At 67.6% G+C, this 18,663-nt stretch carries 16 protein-coding genes; 9 read left to right on the top strand and 7 right to left on the bottom strand.

What is annotated here, in order from left to right; translation table 11 throughout:
• Positions 1–61: 61 nt before the first annotated feature.
• From PPZ50_RS06910 to PPZ50_RS06890, 5 genes are all read left to right on the top strand, one after another.
• Positions 62–772 (top strand): response regulator, encoded by a 711-nt coding sequence (locus PPZ50_RS06910; protein ID WP_126014781.1) that lies wholly within the window; start codon positions 62–64, stop codon positions 770–772.
• Positions 769–2,106: an ATP-binding protein gene (locus PPZ50_RS06905; protein ID WP_272815768.1), complete on the top strand. Its 1,338-nt coding sequence runs from the start codon at positions 769–771 to the stop codon at positions 2,104–2,106. Before PPZ50_RS06910 ends, PPZ50_RS06905 begins: the two co-directional genes overlap by 4 nt.
• 100 nt (positions 2,107–2,206) lie before the next feature.
• On the top strand, positions 2,207–2,902 hold the full coding sequence (locus tag PPZ50_RS06900) for a carbonic anhydrase (protein ID WP_126014777.1): 696 nt from the start codon (positions 2,207–2,209) through the stop codon (positions 2,900–2,902).
• A 123-nt stretch (positions 2,903–3,025) separates the two neighbouring features.
• Positions 3,026–4,618 (top strand): SulP family inorganic anion transporter, encoded by a 1,593-nt coding sequence (locus tag PPZ50_RS06895; RefSeq protein ID WP_126014775.1) that lies wholly within the window; start codon positions 3,026–3,028, stop codon positions 4,616–4,618.
• Positions 4,615–5,250 (top strand): carbonic anhydrase, encoded by a 636-nt coding sequence (locus PPZ50_RS06890; RefSeq protein ID WP_272815767.1) that lies wholly within the window; start codon positions 4,615–4,617, stop codon positions 5,248–5,250. The genes PPZ50_RS06895 and PPZ50_RS06890 overlap by 4 nt, the downstream gene beginning before the upstream one ends.
• Before the next feature lie 165 nt (positions 5,251–5,415).
• On the opposite strand, the gene PPZ50_RS06885 is transcribed toward PPZ50_RS06890, so the two are convergent.
• Complete coding sequence (locus PPZ50_RS06885) at positions 5,416–6,219, bottom strand: SDR family NAD(P)-dependent oxidoreductase (protein ID WP_272815766.1); 804 nt, start codon at positions 6,217–6,219, stop codon at positions 5,416–5,418.
• A gap of 57 nt (positions 6,220–6,276) precedes the next feature.
• A complete protein-coding gene (locus tag PPZ50_RS06880; protein ID WP_272815765.1) occupies positions 6,277–8,103 on the bottom strand; it encodes a glycoside hydrolase family 15 protein in 1,827 nt (608 codons plus the stop codon).
• A gap of 103 nt (positions 8,104–8,206) precedes the next feature.
• On the opposite strand from PPZ50_RS06880, the gene PPZ50_RS06875 reads away from it, so the two are divergent.
• The gene (locus PPZ50_RS06875) at positions 8,207–9,337 is read left to right on the top strand and encodes a Gfo/Idh/MocA family protein (protein ID WP_066689695.1); all 1,131 of its coding nucleotides are present in this window, start codon (positions 8,207–8,209) and stop codon (positions 9,335–9,337) included.
• 131 nt (positions 9,338–9,468) lie between these two features.
• Here the strand turns inward: PPZ50_RS06875 and PPZ50_RS06870 are convergent, their stop codons facing one another.
• Positions 9,469–10,476: a zinc-dependent alcohol dehydrogenase family protein gene (locus PPZ50_RS06870; protein ID WP_272815764.1), complete on the bottom strand. Its 1,008-nt coding sequence runs from the start codon at positions 10,474–10,476 to the stop codon at positions 9,469–9,471.
• A complete protein-coding gene (gene gloA / locus PPZ50_RS06865) occupies positions 10,473–10,994 on the bottom strand; it encodes a lactoylglutathione lyase (RefSeq protein ID WP_066689697.1) in 522 nt (173 codons plus the stop codon). Before gloA ends, PPZ50_RS06870 begins: the two co-directional genes overlap by 4 nt.
• 134 nt (positions 10,995–11,128) lie before the next feature.
• Here gloA and PPZ50_RS06860 point away from each other — a divergent pair, with 134 nt between their 5' ends.
• Positions 11,129–13,519, top strand: a complete 2,391-nt coding sequence (locus PPZ50_RS06860) for a M1 family metallopeptidase (protein WP_206433003.1) — start codon at positions 11,129–11,131, stop codon at positions 13,517–13,519.
• Complete coding sequence (locus tag PPZ50_RS06855) at positions 13,516–13,992, top strand: DUF6702 family protein (protein WP_206433002.1); 477 nt, start codon at positions 13,516–13,518, stop codon at positions 13,990–13,992. Before PPZ50_RS06860 ends, PPZ50_RS06855 begins: the two co-directional genes overlap by 4 nt.
• A gap of 250 nt (positions 13,993–14,242) precedes the next feature.
• Here PPZ50_RS06855 and PPZ50_RS06850 read toward each other — a convergent pair whose 3' ends face one another.
• Positions 14,243–14,671: a TlpA family protein disulfide reductase gene (locus PPZ50_RS06850; RefSeq protein ID WP_126014763.1), complete on the bottom strand. Its 429-nt coding sequence runs from the start codon at positions 14,669–14,671 to the stop codon at positions 14,243–14,245.
• A 62-nt stretch (positions 14,672–14,733) separates the two neighbouring features.
• Here PPZ50_RS06850 and PPZ50_RS06845 point away from each other — a divergent pair, with 62 nt between their 5' ends.
• Positions 14,734–16,701, top strand: a complete 1,968-nt coding sequence (locus tag PPZ50_RS06845; protein WP_272815763.1) for an energy transducer TonB — start codon at positions 14,734–14,736, stop codon at positions 16,699–16,701.
• On the opposite strand, the gene PPZ50_RS06840 is transcribed toward PPZ50_RS06845, so the two are convergent.
• Together PPZ50_RS06840 and PPZ50_RS06835 are read right to left on the bottom strand one after the other, a co-directional pair.
• Positions 16,685–17,995: a sensor histidine kinase gene (locus PPZ50_RS06840; protein WP_241215519.1), complete on the bottom strand. Its 1,311-nt coding sequence runs from the start codon at positions 17,993–17,995 to the stop codon at positions 16,685–16,687. The genes PPZ50_RS06845 and PPZ50_RS06840 overlap by 17 nt on opposite strands.
• Positions 17,992–18,657, bottom strand: a complete 666-nt coding sequence (locus PPZ50_RS06835; RefSeq protein ID WP_126014759.1) for a response regulator — start codon at positions 18,655–18,657, stop codon at positions 17,992–17,994. Before PPZ50_RS06835 ends, PPZ50_RS06840 begins: the two co-directional genes overlap by 4 nt.
• Positions 18,658–18,663: the final 6 nt, after the last annotated feature.

Raw genomic sequence — 18,663 nt, 5'->3', positions numbered from 1 at the left:
CGCGGGAATGACGATCCGAGCCGATAGGCCACGACAAGAACGCGATGGAGAGCCTGACCCCATGACCGCCCCTTCGATCATCGTCGTCGAGGACGATCCCGCCCTGCGCACACTGACCGCCCGCGCGTTGCAGGAAAATGGCTATCATGTCCGCACTTGTTCGGCTGCGCCCGAAATGTGGCTGGCGCTGGAACAGGGGCCGGTCGACCTGATCCTGCTCGACATCATGCTGCCCGGCACCAGCGGCATCGACCTGTGTCGCCAGATCCGCCAGAACAGCAGCGTGCCGATCATCTTCGTATCGGCCAAGGGCAGCGAGGTCGATCGCGTCATCGGCCTCGAACTCGGCGCCGACGATTACCTGCCCAAGCCGTTCGGCACGCGCGAGCTGATCGCCCGCGTCCGCGCCGTGCTGCGCCGGGGCGAGCTGAACGCCCAGGCGGCGCAGCGCGAGGAAGGCATCTACAGCTTCGAAGGCTGGACCGCGAACGTGCCGCGCCGCGAACTGACTTCGCCGACCGGCGCGCAGGTCGACCTGACCGGTGCCGAATTCGACCTGCTGGTCGTGCTGCTCGACCATGCCCAGCGCGTCATCGCCCGCGAACGGCTGATCGAGCTGTCCCGCACCCGGCTGGGCGACAGTTCGGACCGCAGCATCGACGTGCTCATCAGCCGCCTGCGTCGCAAGCTGTCGACCGCGGGCGGCACCCCGCCGATCGTCACCGTGCGCGGCGTCGGCTATATGCTGAACGTGCCGGTGGAACGCCGTTGAAGCGTTTCACGGCTTTGCCGGTCGGGCTGATCGGCCGGATCGTCGCGATCTTGCTGCTGACCATCGTCCTCGAATTCGGCGTGTCGGTCCTGCTGTACGAACGCGCCAGCCAGTTTTCGGTGCGCGATGACGAGGCGCGCCGCCTGGCGGAGCACCTCGTCATCGCCACCCGCATCGTCGAGGAACGCCCGGTCGACCAGCGCGCCGGCATGGCGACCGAGCTGACCACCGAACGCTATGCCGTGCAATGGCGCGCGACCGCGCCCGAACTGCCGGCCAGCGGCACCGAGCTGCGCGAGATGGAGCAGCAGGTACTCGCCTGGGAACCGAGCCTCGCGCCCACCGGCCTCCACCTGACCCTGATCGGCCAGGGGCGGCGATCGGTGGTCAGCGGCGCACTCCAGCTGGAGGATGGCAGCTGGCTCTATTTCCGCACCCTCGAACCGTTGCGCGCGTTCGACCTCGCCCTGGGCCGCATCCTGCTGGCGCTCATCCCGGCCATCGCGCTGATGGTGGTCGGCGGGTTGCTGATCCGCCGGACGCTGCGCCCGATGCGCCAGCTGGCCGATGCGGTCGACCGGTTCGGCCCGGGTGGCGGATCGACCCTGCCGACCATCGAGGAAGCGGGGCCGAGCGAGGTCCGCCGCCTCGTCGTCGCATTCAACGGGTTGCAGGCGCGCATCCACCGGCTGATCGACGAGCGCACCCGCGCGCTCGCCGCCGTCGGCCACGACCTGCGCACCCCGCTCGCCCGCCTGCGCCTGCGCACCGATGCCATTCCCGACCGCGACCTGCGCGACACGGTGCAGAACGACCTGGCAGAGATGGAGGCGATGGTCACCTCGCTGCTCGCCTTTCTGGGCGGGGAGAGCGAACCCGAACGCGCCGTGTTGGTCGACATTGCGGTGCTGTGCGCCAGCATCGTCGACGATGCCGCCGACCATGGCCATGACGCGACCTATGTCGGCCCCGACCATTTCGAACGCGCGGTACGCCGGTCGAATTTCCGCCGCGCCGTCGTCAACCTGGTCGAGAATGCGATCCATTATGGCGGCAGCGTCACGCTGACCCTCGCGTTAAAGGATGGCGCGACGGTGATCCGGGTCGAGGATGACGGCCCGGGCATTCCCGACGAATCGCTGGCCGACGTCCTCGAACCGTTCGTCCGGCTCGACACCGCGCGCAAGCGCGACACGGTGGGCTTCGGCCTCGGCCTGTCGATCGTCCAGCGCGCGGCGGAGGCGGAGGGCGGTCGGCTGGAGCTGCGCAATCGCGACAGCGGCGGGCTGTGCGCGGCGATCGTCCTGCCCGCACCGTTCGCGCCCCGGCAATAATTCGTTACACAGCCGCCGAACGCAGCAAGATTGCGTCGTCTATACCCGATCCTTGAACCGGTGGCCCCTAAGCTGCTGAAACGGTTTGGAGGGAACGACGATGAACGACGTGATCGGCCGCGTGTTCGGCTTCGAAAAGGATGTGTTCGGCAGCGATGCCGACCTCTATTCGAAGCTGGCGACCGACGGGCAAAGCCCCAAGGTCCTGATGATCTCCTGTTCGGATTCGCGGGTCGTTCCCGAACATATCCTGCAGGCGAAGCCGGGCGACGTCTTCGTCATCCGCAATGCCGGCAACATCGTCCCCCCCTTCACCCAGCAGAATGGCGGCACGACCTCGACCGTCGAATATGCGGTCGCGGTGCTCGGCGTCACCGACATCATCGTGTCGGGCCATTCGGGCTGCGGCGCGATGGGCGCACTGATGAAGCCGGACACGCTCGACGGCCTGCCCAGCGTCGCCGCGTGGCTCCGCCACAGCCATGCCGCCCATTCGGTGGTCGAAAACAGCTACCCCGATCTCGACGATGCCGCTGCGGTCCGCGCCGCCAGCCTGGAAAACGTCGTGGTCCAGATTTCGCACCTGCGCACCCATCCGGCGGTCGCGTCGCGCATCGCCAAGGGCGAGCTGACGCTGCACGGCTGGTTCGTCGACATCCATGCGGGCACGATCCTCGCGCTGGACGGCGAAACCGGTCGGTTCGCGCCGATCAATGCGGATCGCCCGTTGCCGGTGGCGCTGCCCGCCGCCAAGCGCCTTGCTGCGGATTTCGTGACGGCAGAAGCCGCCGAATAACCAGTTCCTGCGGGTTGGCGGGGCGAATCTTCCCTCCCCCGTTCCGCCGGCCGTGGGTTCCGCGCCGGGCGTGCTTCCCCCAAGCACGTCCGGCGCACCCTGTTTCAAAGGCAATCGATCGCCATGTCGTCGCAACCCTCTCTGATCGCCAATCTGCGGCAGGATCTGCCCGCCTCGATCGTCGTCGCGCTGGTCGCGCTGCCGCTGTGCCTCGGCGTCGCGCTCGCCTCGGGCGCGCCGCTCTTTTCCGGGCTGATCGCCGGGATCGTCGGCGGCATCGTCGTCGGTTCGCTCAGCAAGTCGCCCTTGTCGGTCAGCGGCCCTGCCGCCGGGCTGACCGTGATCGTGCTCGACGCGATCACCAAGCTGCCGAGCTTCGAAGCGTTCCTGCTCGCCGTGTTCCTCGCGGGCTGCATGCAGATCCTGCTGTCCTTCTCGCGCTCGGGCGTGCTGGGCGAATTCGTGCCCTCGTCGGTCATCACCGGCATGCTGGCGGCGATCGGCCTGATCCTGATCCTCAAGCAGGTGCCGCACGCCATCGGCTATGACGGCGATCCGGGCGGCGACTTCGCCTTCCGCCAGGGCGATGGCCTGAATACCTTCAACACCATCCTGTTCGTGCTGCGCGAACAGGTCATCTGGGGCGCGACGATCATCGCGGCGATCAGCATCGCGTTCCTGTTCTGGTGGGACAAGAACAAGCCCAAGGACGGCCCGCTGCGCTTCGTGCCGGGTCCGCTGGTCGTGGTCGTCGGATCGGTGCTCATGAACGCGCTGTTCGGCGCGGTTGCCCCGTCGATCCAGGTCAAGCCGACCCATCTGGTCAGCGTGCCGATCGCCGATGGCCTGGGCGGCTTCGTCAAGCTGTTCAGCCTTCCCGACTTCGGCCAGATCGGCAATGCGACCGTGTGGACCGTCGCCGTCACCCTCGCCATCGTCGCCAGCCTCGAATCGCTGCTGTCGGTGAAGGCGGTCGACGAACTCGACCCCAAGCGCCGCGTGACCGACAAGAACCACGAACTGCTGGCGCAGGGCGGTGGCAACATCATTTCGGGCCTGATCGGCGGCCTGCCGGTGACCTCGGTCATCGTGCGCTCGTCGGCGAATGTCGACGCCAATGCCGCGTCGAAGATGTCGACGATTCTGCACGGCACCTGGCTGTTGCTGAGCGTCCTGCTGGTCCCGACGCTGCTCAACCTGATCCCGCTGTCGGCGCTCGCCGCGGTGCTGATCCAGACCGGCTATAAATTGACCAAGCCAGAGCTGTTCACCAAACGCTGGAAACAGGGCATGACCCAGTTCGTGCCGTTCGTCGTCACCATCGCCGCGATCCTGTTCACCGACCTGCTGAAGGGCATCGTCATCGGGCTGGTCGTCGGGTTCATCTTCGTCATCGCCCGCAATTTCCGCCCGGCGGTGACGTTCGTGCAGGACGGCGAAGGCCCCGGCGCCAGCTGCATGGTGCGCGCCAAGCGCAACCTGTACTTCATCCACAAGGTCGAACTGACCAAGGAACTGGAAAAGGTGCCCGACGACTGCACGGTGGTGATCGACCTGTCGGCGACCAGCTATGTCGACCTCGACAATATCGACATCATCAACGGCTTCATCAAGAACGCGCAGTATCGCAACATCAATGTGCTGGTGCGCGGCGACATCGGCGACAAGACCGCGCCGCAGATCAAGGCCCCGCGCAAGGAGGTCGCCTACGCATGAGGGAATACAAGCACCTGCTCCTCGCCAACAAGGCATGGGCCGCCGAACGGCTGGAGGAAAATGCCGACTATTTCACGCGGCAGATCGTCGGGCAGCAGCCGGAATTCCTGTGGATCGGCTGTTCCGACAGCCGCGTCGCGCCGGACCAGCTGACCAATACCGAACCGGGCGGCATGTTCATCCACCGCAACATCGCCAATCTGGTCGATCCGGGCGATCAGAACCTGATGTCGGTGGTGCAGTTCGCGGTCGAGGTGCTGAAGGTCGGCCATATCATCGTGTGCGGCCATTATGCCTGTGGCGGCATCCAGGCTGCGCTGGAAGGCGGCGTCGACGGCCATGTCCATGACTGGCTGGCGATCGCGCGCAACGTTGTCGACAACCACCGCGACGAACTGGACGCCCTGCCCGAGGATCAGCGCGCCAACCGCCTGGTCGAACTGAACGTCCATGACCAGCTGGTCCAGCTGGCCCGCACCGACGTGGTGCAAAAGGCATTCGCGGCCGGCCAGCCGCTCGAACTCCATGGCTGGGTCTACGACCTCCGCGACGGCCTGCTCAAGCCGTTGATGGAGATCGATGCGAACACGCCGCTGGAAGCGGTGACCAAGCCGGAGAAGGTGCTGGTCTGACCGCCCTACGTCACCCCGGGCTTGATCCGGGTAACGAACAGGTGACCGGCGCCCCCACACACCAACCGTACCCCCGCGAAGGCGGGGGTCCAGAGCCACGAACGCCCCGCCCGTAACTCTGGATTCCCGCCTACGCGGGAATAGGCTGCGTACTTGGCAGGAACATCACCCCGCCATCGTCATCACCGACCCTGAATCCACCCGCAAATTCGCGCCGTTCACGAAGCTCGCCGGCTTCGACACCAGGAACAGGATCGCCGCCGCGACCTCTTCCGCCTTGCCGCGCCGGCCCAGCGTCATGCCGGGGCGTTCTTCCTTCAGGAAGCTCTTGATCGCGCCGTCGCGGTCGGTGCCCTGCTCCTCGGCGCGCTTGTCCATCATCGCATCGGTCATCGGCGTCGCGATGAACGCGGGCGATACGCTGTTCACCAGCACATTGTCGCAGCCATAGGCCTTCGACAGGCCCTTGGCCAAGTTCAGTACCCCGGCCTTCGATGCGCAGTACGCCAGTTCGTCGACATAGGGCTGGACCGCATCCTCCGACGCGATCAGCACGATCCGGCCGCCGCCACCCTTGCGCATCGCCGGGATCGCCTCGCGCGTCACCCGCACCGCCCCCATCAGGTTGATGTCCAGCGTCGACTGCCACCCGGCGTCGTCCACCTCCAGGAAATCGCCCGTCGCGCCGGTCACACCGGCGGCATGGACGAGGATCGTCGGATCGCCCAGCTCGCTACGCACCTGCTCGAACAGCGCCTTGACGCTCGACAGGTCGGTCACGTCGGCGGCGACCGCCACGACCTCGCCATGCTCGACCAGTTCCGCGCGCACCTGCTCCAGCGAGTCCGCATCCTGATCGCTGATCGCGACCCGCGCGCCTTCCTGCAACAGCATCCGCGCCGTCTCGCGCCCGATGCCGCTATCCGCGCCCGTCACCAGTGCCAGCGCGCCGCCCAGTCCGTAATCCATGGTTCTCTCCCGTCAGGAAGCTGACCAAGCTATTGAACCGGCGAGCGGTTCCCTGCCTCAAAGTTCAGCTCCGCCGAGCGTCGCAATCGCCTGGATCAGTGCCAGATGGCTCAGCCCCTGCGGCAGATTGCCGAGATAATCGCCGGTCTTCGGATCGATCATCTCCGGCAAAATCCCGGTGCCATGCTTCAGCCCGTCCATCGCCGCCGCCAGAGCCGCCTCGGCCCGGTCGTGCTGGCCGAGGATCGCGCGCGCCTCGACCATCCAGAAAGTGCACGCGAGGAAGCACCCTTCTTCCTGCTCCATCCCCGTGTAGCGATAGTGGAACGCCCCGGCGCCGAGCTCCCGGTCGATCGCGTCCAGCGTCCGCGCCAGCCGGTCCTGCCCGTCGAAACGGAACCGCACCGCCAGCGCCAGCGACGCGTCCAGCCCCTTGGCGCCCGGATAGCACAGATACGCCCCCCGCTCCTCGTCCCAGCAATGCTCGCCGATCCAGTCCATGATCCGGTCGCGTTCGCGCGCCCAGCGGTCGCGGCAGGTCGTCGGAATCTGCCCGGCATCGGCCAGCTCGACCGCGCGTTGCAGCGCCTGCCAGCAGCTGATCTTCGACATGGTGTAATGCTGCACCTCGGTCAGTTCCCAGATGCCGGCATCCTTCTGTCGCCAGCGATCCGCGCACAGATCGGCGAGGTGCGACAGGGTCGCCGCGCTCTGCCCGTCGAGGATGTTACCGCACGCCACGAACCGCTCGGCCGTCTCGAAGATGTCGCCATAAATCCCGTGCTGATGCTGGTCGGTCGCCAGGTTCCCGGTCACCACCGGCTTCGACCCGCGATAGCCCGGAATGTCGATCTCGCGCACTTCGGGCACCGGATCGCCGCCCAGCGTGTAGCAGACCTTCGGCACCCCCTGCCCCAGACGCTTCAACAGCCAGGTAAAGCCCGCCTTCGCCTCGGCATGGGCGCCAATGCGCAGGAACGCCTTGATCGTGTAGCCGGCGTCGCGGATCCACGCATAGCGATAGTCCCAGTTCTTCGGCCCCCCGACCTTCTCCGGCAGCGAGGTCGTGGCCGCCGCGACGATCGCCCCGGTCGGCGAATAGAGCAGCAGCTTGAGCGCCAGTGCGCTGCGGATCGCCAGCGCCCGCCGCGCCCCGTCACAATGCAGCTGTCCCGACCAGTCGAGCGCCTGCGTCCAGTCGCGCCATTCCTTGTCGGACAGGTCGATGCGCCCATCGATCGCCTCGATCGGTGGCACGACCAGCGGCTCGTCGGCACCCGCCACGATCCCGACCGTCGCCCGCTGCCCTTGCGACACCGCGATCCGCCCGTCGATCCCGTCATCGCCCTGCCGTTCGATGACGACATGATCGCTGCACCGGACCAGCCCCAGCACTGCGCCGACATGAAACACGTCATGCCCGCCGGCCCGCGCAAAATAGGGGCTGACCGTATCCGCCCGCCGCCCGAAGCGCAGCGTCAGCGCGAACGCGACATGCCCGTCCAGCCCCTCGACCCGCCGCGCCAGTTCGGCCCAGGGCAGCCGCCCCGCCGTCCCGCTGTTGAGGCTCTCGGTCAGTTTCGCCCGGCCCGTCGCGGTCGTGAATATCGTCTCCAGCACATTGCTGTCGTCGCGATAGCGCTGCTCGCTGGTGAACGGCTCGGTCGGCGTGATCGCGAAATAGCCGCCCAGCGTCCCGTCGAGCAACCGGTCGAACAGCGCGGGCGAATCCATGTTCGGCACGCACCACCAGTCGATCGATCCATCGGCGCCCGACAGCACCACCGCGCGTCCGTCGCCCAGCGCGCCATAGCGGGCGAGCGGCAGATAGCCCTCGGCATCGCGAAGCATGGCGGGATCGGCGGCGCGGGATCGGAACAGCATGAAACCGATAACCCATGATAAGGGCCAAATGTCCGAAAGGGCGGGAGAATGTCCGCGCGGCGTGCGTTGGCGCCCCATTCCCATCCCCACGGAGAAGCCATCCATGAGCATCGCGTCCGCCTTCGGGCTAGGCAAGAAGGTCCGCTACGCCGTCGTCGGCGCGGGCGACATCACCCAGCGCTCGATGCTGCCCGGCATCAAGCATACCGGCAATTCCAAGCTGGTCGCGATCGTCACCGGCGATGCGGAGAAGGCGGCGGCACTGGCCGAGATGTACGGCGTCGACGCGACCTATGATTACGACCAGTTCCACGAACTGCTGGCGTCCGGCACGATCGACGCCATCTATCTCGGTACGCCCAACTGGCGCCATGCCGAATTCGCCATTCCCGCGCTCGCCGCCGGCATCCACGTCCTGTGCGAGAAGCCACTGGAAATCTCGGTCGAACAGGGCCGCGCCATCGCCGCGGCGCAGGCGGCGTCGTCGGCCAAGCTGATGACCGCCTACCGCCTGCACTTCGAACCCGGCACGCTGGCGGCGATCGACATGGTGCGCGACGGCAAGCTTGGCGACCTCGTGACCTTCTCCGCGACGTTCAGCCAGTCGCTCGACCCCGACAACCACCGCGCCAAGCACGGCATCGTCGCCGGCCCGCTGTTCGACATGGGTCCCTACCCGATCAACGCCATCCGCTATCTGTTCGGCGAGGAACCCATCGCGGTGGAATCGGCGGTAGCGACCCGGCAGGCGGCTGCGGGCTTCGGCGATCTGGACGATACCTTCGCGGTCGTGCTGCGCATGCCCGGCGACCGTCTGGCGAGCTTCACCGTCAGCTATTATGCCGGCAATGTCGACCACCTGACCATCGCCGGGACCAAGGGCAGCATCCATATCGACCCCGCCTTCGGCTATGGCGATACCCAGCATCAGACGATCACGATCGGCACCGACAAGCGCGAAGAGAAGTTCAAGCCGACCGACCAGTTCGGCGGCGAGATGAAATATTTCTCCGACTGCATCCTGAACGGCGACGATCCCGAGCCGGACGCGGAGGAAGGCATTGCCGACCTGCGCGTGATCGAAGGAATTGTTGAGGCGCTCAAGACCGGCCGCCGCGTCGACCTGCCCCCCTTCGAACGCCGCCGCCGCATCAACACCGCGACGCAGAAGCAGACGCTGTCCCCGATCACCCCGCCGGAGACGGTGAAGGCGAAGTCGCCGAGCGGGAATTGAGCGGGTTCCCGTAGAGTAACCGTACCCCGCGCAGGCGGGGGTCCAGGGTCACAAACGCAACCATTTCGCTGCTTGGCTCTGGACCCCCGCCTGCGCGGGGGTACGGCATGGGTGAGGGTTAGACGATGCCCCTACCACCCCACCCCGATCTTCCCGAAATGGTCGCCGTCTTCCTGATACCGGAACGCCTCGGCCAGTTCCTCCAACCCGAACCGCCGATCCACCACCGGCCGGAATGCCATCGCGTCCAGCGCGCGGACAAACTCCTGCTGCTCGCGCCGGCTGCCGACGATCAGCCCCTGCAACCGCGCCTGTTTCGCCATCAGCGCGGCGGTCGGCACCTCGCCACCCATGCCGGTCAGCACGCCGATCAGCGAGATATGCCCGCCGACCCGGACCGCCGCGATCGACTGCGCCAGCGTCGCCGGACCGCCGACCTCGACCACATGGTCGACCCCGCGCCCCTCGGCCCAGTCCGCGATCGTCGCGCCCCAGTTGCCATCGCTACGATAATTGACGGTGAAATCCGCCCCCAACGCCTTGGCCCGTGTCAGTTTTTCATCGCTGGACGAAGTGATCGCGACCTTCGCCCCCATCGCCTTGGCGATCTGCAACGCCCAGATCGACACGCCACCGGTGCCCAGCAGCAGCACCCGATCGCCCGCCTTCAACCCGCCATCGACCACCAGCGCCCGCCACGCGGTCAGCCCGGCGGTGGTGATCGTCGCCGCCTCGACCGCATCCCAGCCCTTGGGCGCGAGCGTAAAGGCCGTCGCCGGCAGCACGACCACCTCCTGCGCGAACCCGTCGATGCCATCGCCGGGCGTCCGCGCGAAATCGCCGACGGTCGGCCCGCCATCCTGCCAATCCGGAAAGAAGCACGACACGACCATGTCGCCCACCGCAAAGTCGGTGACGCCCTCGCCGACCGCCTCGACCGTGCCGGCGCCGTCCGCCATCGGCACCCGGCCATCCTCGGCGGGCGACTTCCCGCTCACCACAATATAGTCGTGGAAGTTGAGCGAACTGCCCCGCAACGCCACGCGGATTTCGCCCGCCCCCGGCTGCCCCGGATCGGCGCGATCGACAACCTCCAGCCGGTCCAGCCCGCCGGGCGCGCGCAATGCGACCGCCTTCATGCGTCGTCTCCCGCGTCGACCACCGCCTGTGTCATGCCATTCGGCGACAGGATTTCGATCCAGTAACCGTCCGGATCGGTGATGAAGGCGATGTCCTTCATCCGCCCCTCGTCCGGCCGCTTGCGGAACGTCACACCCAGCTCCTCGAACCGCGCACACGCCGCGGCGACGTCGGGTACGCTGATCCCGATATGGCCGAAGCCGCGCGGATCGTCGTTACCGCTGTGATAGCCGGCGAAATCGGGATCGTCCTCGGTCCCCCAGTTATGCGTCAATTCCAGCGTCGTCTCGCGGGTGAACACGAACCGCGCCCGCTCCTTCGGGTCGCTCGGCACGCTCTCCCCGTCGCGCAGGAAGCCGAGAAAATAGAGCGAGAACGCCGCCTCCTCGAAATCCAGCTTCTGCAACAACGTCATGCCCAGCACATCCTGATAGAAAGCCAGGCTGGCGCTGGGGTCGCGAACGCGCAGCATCGTCTGGTTCAGCGTGAAGCCTTCGGTTCCGGCGGGTCGGGTCATGGCAGTTTCCTTGATTTCAACGCCGCCGCAAACGCATGGGAGGCGATTTCGTCGCCCGTGCCGCGACAGCGGATGGTTGACGTGTCTGGTATCCGGCGTAACGATACAGTGTTACGTTCGAAAGGCCCGCCCGCTTGTCCGCTGCCCCCCGCCTCGCGCTGATCGCGCTGCTGCTCAGCACCACTCCCGCCCTTGCCGACCCGATCCGCCAGACCAAGGGCGACTGGCAGGACAAGTTCCGCCAGCTGGAGGGAGAGGACTGGCCGACCCCGACCGATTACCGCAACGCATCGGGCGCGCCGGGCTATCGCTACTGGCAGCAAAAGGTCGATTACGACGTCAAGGTGTCGCTCAACGAAGCGACGAAGGTCGTGACCGGCACGGAAACGATCCGCTACCGCAACAACTCACCCGATGCGCTGCCCTATCTCTGGCTGCTGCTCGACCAGAACCAGTATAAGCGGTCGTCGATCGCGCAGATGACGCAGACCGTGCCCGATGCGACGTCGATCAGCATCGGCGAGATCCGCCGGGCGGAGGCGATGAAGACGTGGGAAGGCGGCTTCACCATTTCGGCGGTGCGCGGCCCCGATGGTCAGCCGCTCGCCCACCGCGTCACCGACACGCTGCTGCGCATCGAACTGCCGCAGCCGGTCGCCGGCAATGGCGGGGAGGTCACGCTGTCGATCGACTGGTCGTTCCCGATGGCCGAGCAGAAGGTCGTCGACGGCCGCTCCGGCTATGAATGCTTCACCGGACAGGGTGAGGACGGCAACTGCATCTTCGAAGGGGCCCAGTGGTTCCCGCGCCTCGCCGTCTATTCGGACTATGAAGGCTGGCATAACAAGGCCTTCCTCGATGCCGGCGAATTTACGCTGGAATTTGGCGACTATCGTGTCGCGCTGACCGTGCCCGCCGATCACGTCGTTTCGGCGACCGGCGTGCTCCAGAACCCCGATCAGGTGCTGACCGCTACCCAGCGCCAGCGGCTGGAGCAGGCCAAATCGGCTACCGCGCCGATGTACATCGTCACCCCCGATGAAGCGGTCGCCGCCGAACGCGGCCGTGCCTCGGGCACCAAGACCTGGACCTTCGCCGCGCAGAATGTCCGCGACTTCGGCTGGGCATCGTCGCGCAAATTCGCATGGGACGCGATGAACGTGCGGCAGAATTACGCCGCCAACCCCAATGTCATGGCGATGTCCTTCTATCCGAAGGAAGCACGCCCGCTCTGGGATGCGTACTCGACCAAGGCGATCGCCCACACCATCGACGTCTATGGCAAGTTCGCCTTCCCCTACCCCTATCCGGTGGCGCAGTCGGTCAACGGCCCCGTCGGCGGCATGGAATATCCGATGATCACCTTCAACGGCCCCCGGCCGGTGAAGGACGCCAAGACCGGCCAGCTGACCTATACCGAACGCGCCAAGACCGGCCTCATCGGCGTGGTGATCCACGAGGTCGGCCACGACTGGTTCCCGATGATCGTCAACAGTGACGAACGCCAATGGACATGGATGGACGAGGGGCTGAACACCTTCCTCCAGTTCCAGGCCGAAAAGCTGTGGGACAAGGATTTCCCGTCGCGGCGCGGTGAGCCGAAGGACATTGCCGAATATATGCTGTCCGACAATCAGGTTCCCCTGATGACCCAGTCGGATTCGGTGCTGCAATTCGGTGCCAACGGCTATGGCAAGCCAGCGACCGCGCTCACCATCCTGCGCGAAACCGTGCTGGGGCGTGAGCTGTTCGACCGCGCCTTCCGCGAATATGCCACCCGCTGGCGCTTCAAGCGGCCGACCCCCTACGACTTCTTCCGTACCATGGAGGAAAGCTCGGGCGTCGATCTCGACTGGTTCTGGCGCGGCTGGTTCTATTCGACCGACCATGTCGACATTGCGCTCGACAAGGTGGTCGAGGGCCGCATCGCCGGCGGCGATCTGGAGGCGAATGCCCGCGAACGCCGCGCGCTGGCCGATGCGGAAAACACCTCGCTGACCGTGCGCAACAATGCCGGACAGCGGACCGTCACCGAACGCGACCCGTCGACGCGCGACTTCTACGACCGGCAGGACCGCTTCGCCGTCAGCCCGCAGCAGCGCCGCGACCTCGCCGAAAAGCTCGCCAAGCTGACCCCGGAGGAGCGCGCCGCCTTCCAGGTACGCGACAAATTCTACCGATTCTCGTTCCGCAACATCGGCGGCCTCGTCATGCCGATCCCGCTCAAGCTGACCTATAGCGACAACACGACCGAGATCGTCCGCATCCCCGCCGAGGTGTGGCGCTACAATCCGAAGGCGGTGACGTGGCAGTATGTCACGGGCAAGACGATCACCGGGGCGGAGGTCGATCCGCTGCTCGAAATCGCCGATGCCGATCGCGGCAACAATGTCTATCGCGGCGCCATCCGCCCCGTCGTGCTGGAGATCGAGGATGTCGAGGATCTCGAAAACCGGATGAAGGACTTCGACGTGCAGGTGAAGCCCGGCTCGCTCCAGACCTATCCCGCGCCGGTGGCGAAGTGAGGGCGCCGCTCGCCCTCCTCGCCGCTATGGCGGTGATCGCCCCGGCCCAGGCGCATCGCGGGCATGACTCGCTCGCGGTCGTGACGCTGGCCGATGGCAAGGTCACCGTGTCGCACCGGTTCGAGGCGCACGACATCGAACCCGCCTTGTCGAAGATCGCACCCGACGCGCAGGTCAGCCTCGACGATCCCAAGGCGGTCGCCGCACTTCAGAATTACATCCTGCGCCGCTTCACCCTGACGATCGACGGCAAGCCCCTCCCGCTGACCCATGTCTCGACCGACCTGACCCATTCGCAGGTCCGCATCGACTATGTGGGGAAGGCGCCGCGCAAGCCGAAAACCGTCGCGGTCCGCTCGACCGTGCTGACCGACGTCTACCGCGCGCAGGTCAATCAGGTGAATATCCGCCAGGGCAATGTGGTCAAATCGCTGACCCTGCGCGGCGGAACCGGCGGCAGCGTCACGCTCTGACACTCTGAGACCACCGTCACCGAGCGCAGACGGGGGACCCGCTTCTGATCAACCGGCTAACGGGGAAAGAGGGACCTGAAAGTCTTAATGTGCCGTACCCCCGCGCAGGCGGGGGTCCAGAGCCAAGCAAAACAACGGCCTGCGTCTGGAACCCTGGACCCCCGCCTACGCGGGGGTACGCGCTACGCCAATCGACATGTACCGTCGCAACGAACTCCATCGAGTTAGGCCTCAAAAAGCGCGAAGTCACCTACCCCCCACACCCCGCCCGCAACGCCGCCACCCGCGCCGCGCTCAACACCCCGCGATGCACGCCACATGGCCGCCCGTCGCCACCGACCGCGACGCTGAACGGCAACCCCGCCGTCCCGCCGAACAGATCCTCGCGCATCGCCGCCATCCGCGCCGCATCGGGCACCCAGCGTTGCGCCACCGGCACCCCCTGCACCATCGCTGCCGTCGCCCGCCCGCGATCGATCGGCACCACCAGCACCGTCCACGATCCCGCCGCCTCGCTCAACCGGGGCAGCGCCGCGATCTCGCCATGGCACGGCGCGCACCACGACGCGACGAACAACAGGATCGTGCGCGCGGGATAGGTCGGCGCCGCCGCCCCCGCTGGCACCGCCGCCAGCATCAGCGCGGCCGCCCAGCCGCCAAAGCCCGCCCAACGCTTCATCGCATCCCCCATCGACGCTGTAACATTGCCGTGCTTTGATCCTTGGAAACAGGGGGAAAAACATGCTCGATCCGATTCTGCACGGCCTGATGGCCCTCGCCCAGGCCGCGACCCCGGCCCAGCCCGCCGCCCCGGCCAAGCCCCTGACGTTGCAGGCGCAGTTCGATGCCGCCAACGCCGCCTATTCCACCCGCGACTGTGCCGAGGCACTGAAACTCTACGAGGCGCTGGAAAAGCGTACCGCGACCAACAAGAACGCGCTGCTGACCGGCGCGATCGCGGTGCGCGGCGGCATCTGCCGCGTCCGCATGGGCGAGCGCGAGGCCGGCGTCGCCGCCATCCGCCGCGGCCTGCCGACGCTTGCCGCCAAACCCGACGAATTCCGCGCCGATCTGGGGTCCGCCCATCTCGCGCTGGGCGACGCTGCCTATGACGCATTCGACTATGACGCCGCCGCCACCGCCTACCGCGCCGCGCTCGACCTCGCCAAGGGGGTCGAACGGGTCGTCCCGTTGCTCGCCCTCGCCCGCACCCTGTCGTTCGACCATGACGGCCGCGCCCTGGCCTATGCCGAGGAAGCACGCAAGCTGACCGAATCCGAGGCCAGTATCGACAAGGCGACAGTCGCCGCCGTCCAGACCCGCTATGCCCGCGTGCTTCTCAACGAAGGGCGCACCGCCGACGCCTATACCGTGCTCAAGGATTCGCTGAAGAAACAGGGCGGCCTCGACCAGAAGGTCAATCTGTCCGAAATCGCGACCCGCGCCGACCTTGCGCAGGCGGCGCTGCTGAATGGCGACCGCGAACGCGCCCGCACCTATCTCGCCTATACCGGGGCCGGCCGGCTCGAAAAGGCGCCCTTTGCCGGCGCGCGACAGATGGACCTGCCGCCCTGCGGCGGCCCCGCCGGCCTGAAGCCGACCGAAGTCGCCGTGGTCGAATTTTCCCTCGGCGACGACGGCATCGTGCGCAACGTCGCGCCGATCTACACCACCGGCAATCGCGCGGCGGCGCTCGCCTTTGCCCGCGCGGTCGGCGACTGGTCGTGGCAGCCCGAGGACGCGACCGCCATTCCCGCCTTCTGGCGGCAATCGGCACGGGTCGAGCTGCGCTGTTCGACCGCCGCCCAGCGCCCGTCGATCACCCAGCCGATCGACGACGCGTTCGATACATGGCTGACGTCGAAGGGCGCGCCCGCCTTCGCCTGGGAAGAACAGCCCGCCGCCCGCGCCCTGCCGCTCGCCCGCGCCGAAGTGGCCCGCGCCCGCACCGCCGGGGACAAGGTCGCCGAACTGCGCGCGCTCGGCTGGATGTTCAATTCGCAGCTGGTCGGCGCCGAGGAAGCGCGCCCGCTGATCGCCGAGGCATTGACTCTGGCGCAGGCGACCGGTGCGCCGGCAGCGGTCGCCACCCGCTTCCGCATCAGCGACGCCTATGTCGCGGCGAAGAATTACGACCAGGTGCTCGACGGCTTCCGCACCGTCCTGCGCCGGCCGGAGGTCGCCGCCGATCCGCTGTCGGCGGCAACGGTCAGGATGATGCTGGCCAATGGCGGCAGTCAGGTCCGCTCGGTCGAACGCACGCAAATGATCGACGCGGTCCTCGCCGCGCCGCTGCCCGATACCCATCCGCTGAAGGTCGCCGCGCTGCTCAACCGCGCCGACCTGTCCGCGCAGAGCGGCGACACCGCCGCCGCCCAGGCCGCGTTCACCCGCACCGGGCTCAGCAGCGACCAATGCGCGCTGATCGCCCCCACCCCCGCCGTCGCCAAGCAAGGTGCCACCAGCGCCCGCTATCCGACCGAAGCGTTGCAGATGGGCTTCGAAGGCTGGGCGCGGGTCGAATTCGACATCGCCGCCGACGGCCATACGCTGACCCCGCGCACCGTCGCCGCCTATCCGCCGTTCGTGTTCGGCGACGCCGCGCAAAAGATGATCGGCGCGACCCGTTTCCGTAGCAGCTTCCGCCCCGACAACAACACCGCCTGCACCGGCAACAGCCAGCGGATCGTGTTCAACCTGCCGCGCTGACCGGCAGCGTGACGGCGGCGACCAGCCCGCCGCCGTCCGCCTCACCCAGCGTCAGCCGACCGCCATAGAGCGCCGCTACGTCGCGCACGATGGCGAGGCCGAAGCCGTGCCCGTCGCCCCGCTCGTCCAGCCGCACCCCCGGATCGGTCGCCCGCGCGCGGTCGACGGCGGGAATGCCGGGTCCGTCGTCGCTGACCGACAGCCGCACCATCGCCCCGTCGCGCACCGCCACCACCCGCACCAGCGACCGCGCATGGCGCGCGGCATTGTCGATCAAATTTCCGGCCAGCTCGTCCAGATCCGCCGCATCGACCGCGACGCTCACATCGGCGATGTCCGCCTCGACCGCCACGCCGCCGCCGCGGTGCAACGCCCGCACCACGCCGACCAGCGCCTCGACCGCCGGCCGTAACGCGGTCGCCGCACGCCGGTCGACCGCCCCACCCCGCGCCCGCGACAGATGGTGGCGGATCGTCGCATCGATCCGCTCGACCTGTCGCCGGCGGGGATCGTCGGCCAGGTCGAGCGCCAGCGTCGCCACCGGCGTCTTCAGCGCATGGGCCAGGTTCGCCGCCGACGCCCGCGCGGCTGCCAGCGCCGCCGCATTGTCGCGCACCAGCGCGTTCAGCTCGACCGCCAGCGGCCTGAGTTCCTCGGGCTGATCCTCCGGCACATCGGCAGCGGCGCCCTCGCGCACCGCCGCCACCCGCTCGCGCAACGTCCTGATCGGCCGCAGCCCCAGCCGCAGCTGCACCAACGTCACCACCGCCAGCACCAGCGCGACGATCGCCAGCGTCGCCAGCAGCGGCAGCATCGCCCCGCGCAGCGGCTGCTCGATCGCCGCGCGCGGCACCGCGACGCCCAGCCGCACCGGCCCGGCTTCACTCTCGCGGATCTGGATCAGGCCGTGCACCGGCGTGCCGTCGCCCAGCTCGGTATCGAACGGTATCCCCTCGCGCGCACCCGCCGGATGGGGGCGGGGCGGTCCCGGCACCGCGATCGGCAACATCGCGCTGCCGTACGCTCCGCCCGGCGCATCGATCGTCCATGCGCCGCCGCGCCCGAACGCTTCCTCGACCCCCGGCCGCGCGAGCAGTTCGCGGTCGACGCTGCCATCGGCGCGCACGACGGCGCTCAGCAACTGCAACCGGTCCGCCAGCCGTTCGTCGACACCATGCGTCACGAACCGCTCCAGCACATGCCCGATCGAAAATCCCGCCACCGGCAGCGCGACCAATGTCGTCGCCACCGACAGCGCCAGCATCCGGCCATGGATCGACCGCGGCAGCCTCATTGCCCGCCCGCCGTCAGCCGATATCCCCGCCCGCGCACCGTTTCGATCAGCGACGCGCCGATCTTCTTGCGCAGCCGCCCGATGATCACCTCCAGGCTGTTGGAATCGACATCGGCATCGCCTTCATAGACCCGCTCCATCAGGTCCAGCCGCTCGATCACCGCCTCCTTCGCCAGCATCAGCGCGGCGAGCACCCGGTGCTCCAGCGCGGTCAGCTTGACCGGCAGCCCGTCCAGCTCGAACACCCCGGTCTGCGTCTCATAGGCCAGCGGCCCGCACGCGATCCGCGTCGCGCCATGCCCCGCCGACCGCCGCACCAGCGCGCGCAGCCGCATCATCAGCTCCTCGATCCGGAACGGCTTGGTCAGGAAATCATCGGCCCCGGCCTTGAAGCCGGCCACCTTGTCCGACCATCCGTCGCGCGCGGTCAGCACCAGCACCGGCAGGTCGCGCCCCGCATCACGCCACCCCTTCAGCACCGCCGTTCCCTCGCGGTCTGGCAGGCCCAGATCGAGCACCGCGACGTCATAGCGTTCGGTCTCGCCCAGATGTTGCGCGTCGATCCCGCTCGGCACCAGATCGACCGCACACTGTTCGCCCCGCAGCGCCCGCGCGATGGCGGGCCCCAGATCGGGATCGTCCTCGACAAGCAATATCCGCATGGCCGC

It is taken from the genome of Sphingomonas hankookensis (assembly GCF_028551275.1).
Lineage (GTDB): Bacteria > Pseudomonadota > Alphaproteobacteria > Sphingomonadales > Sphingomonadaceae > Sphingomonas > Sphingomonas hankookensis_A.
This window is presented reverse-complemented; position numbering and strand designations above follow the sequence as displayed.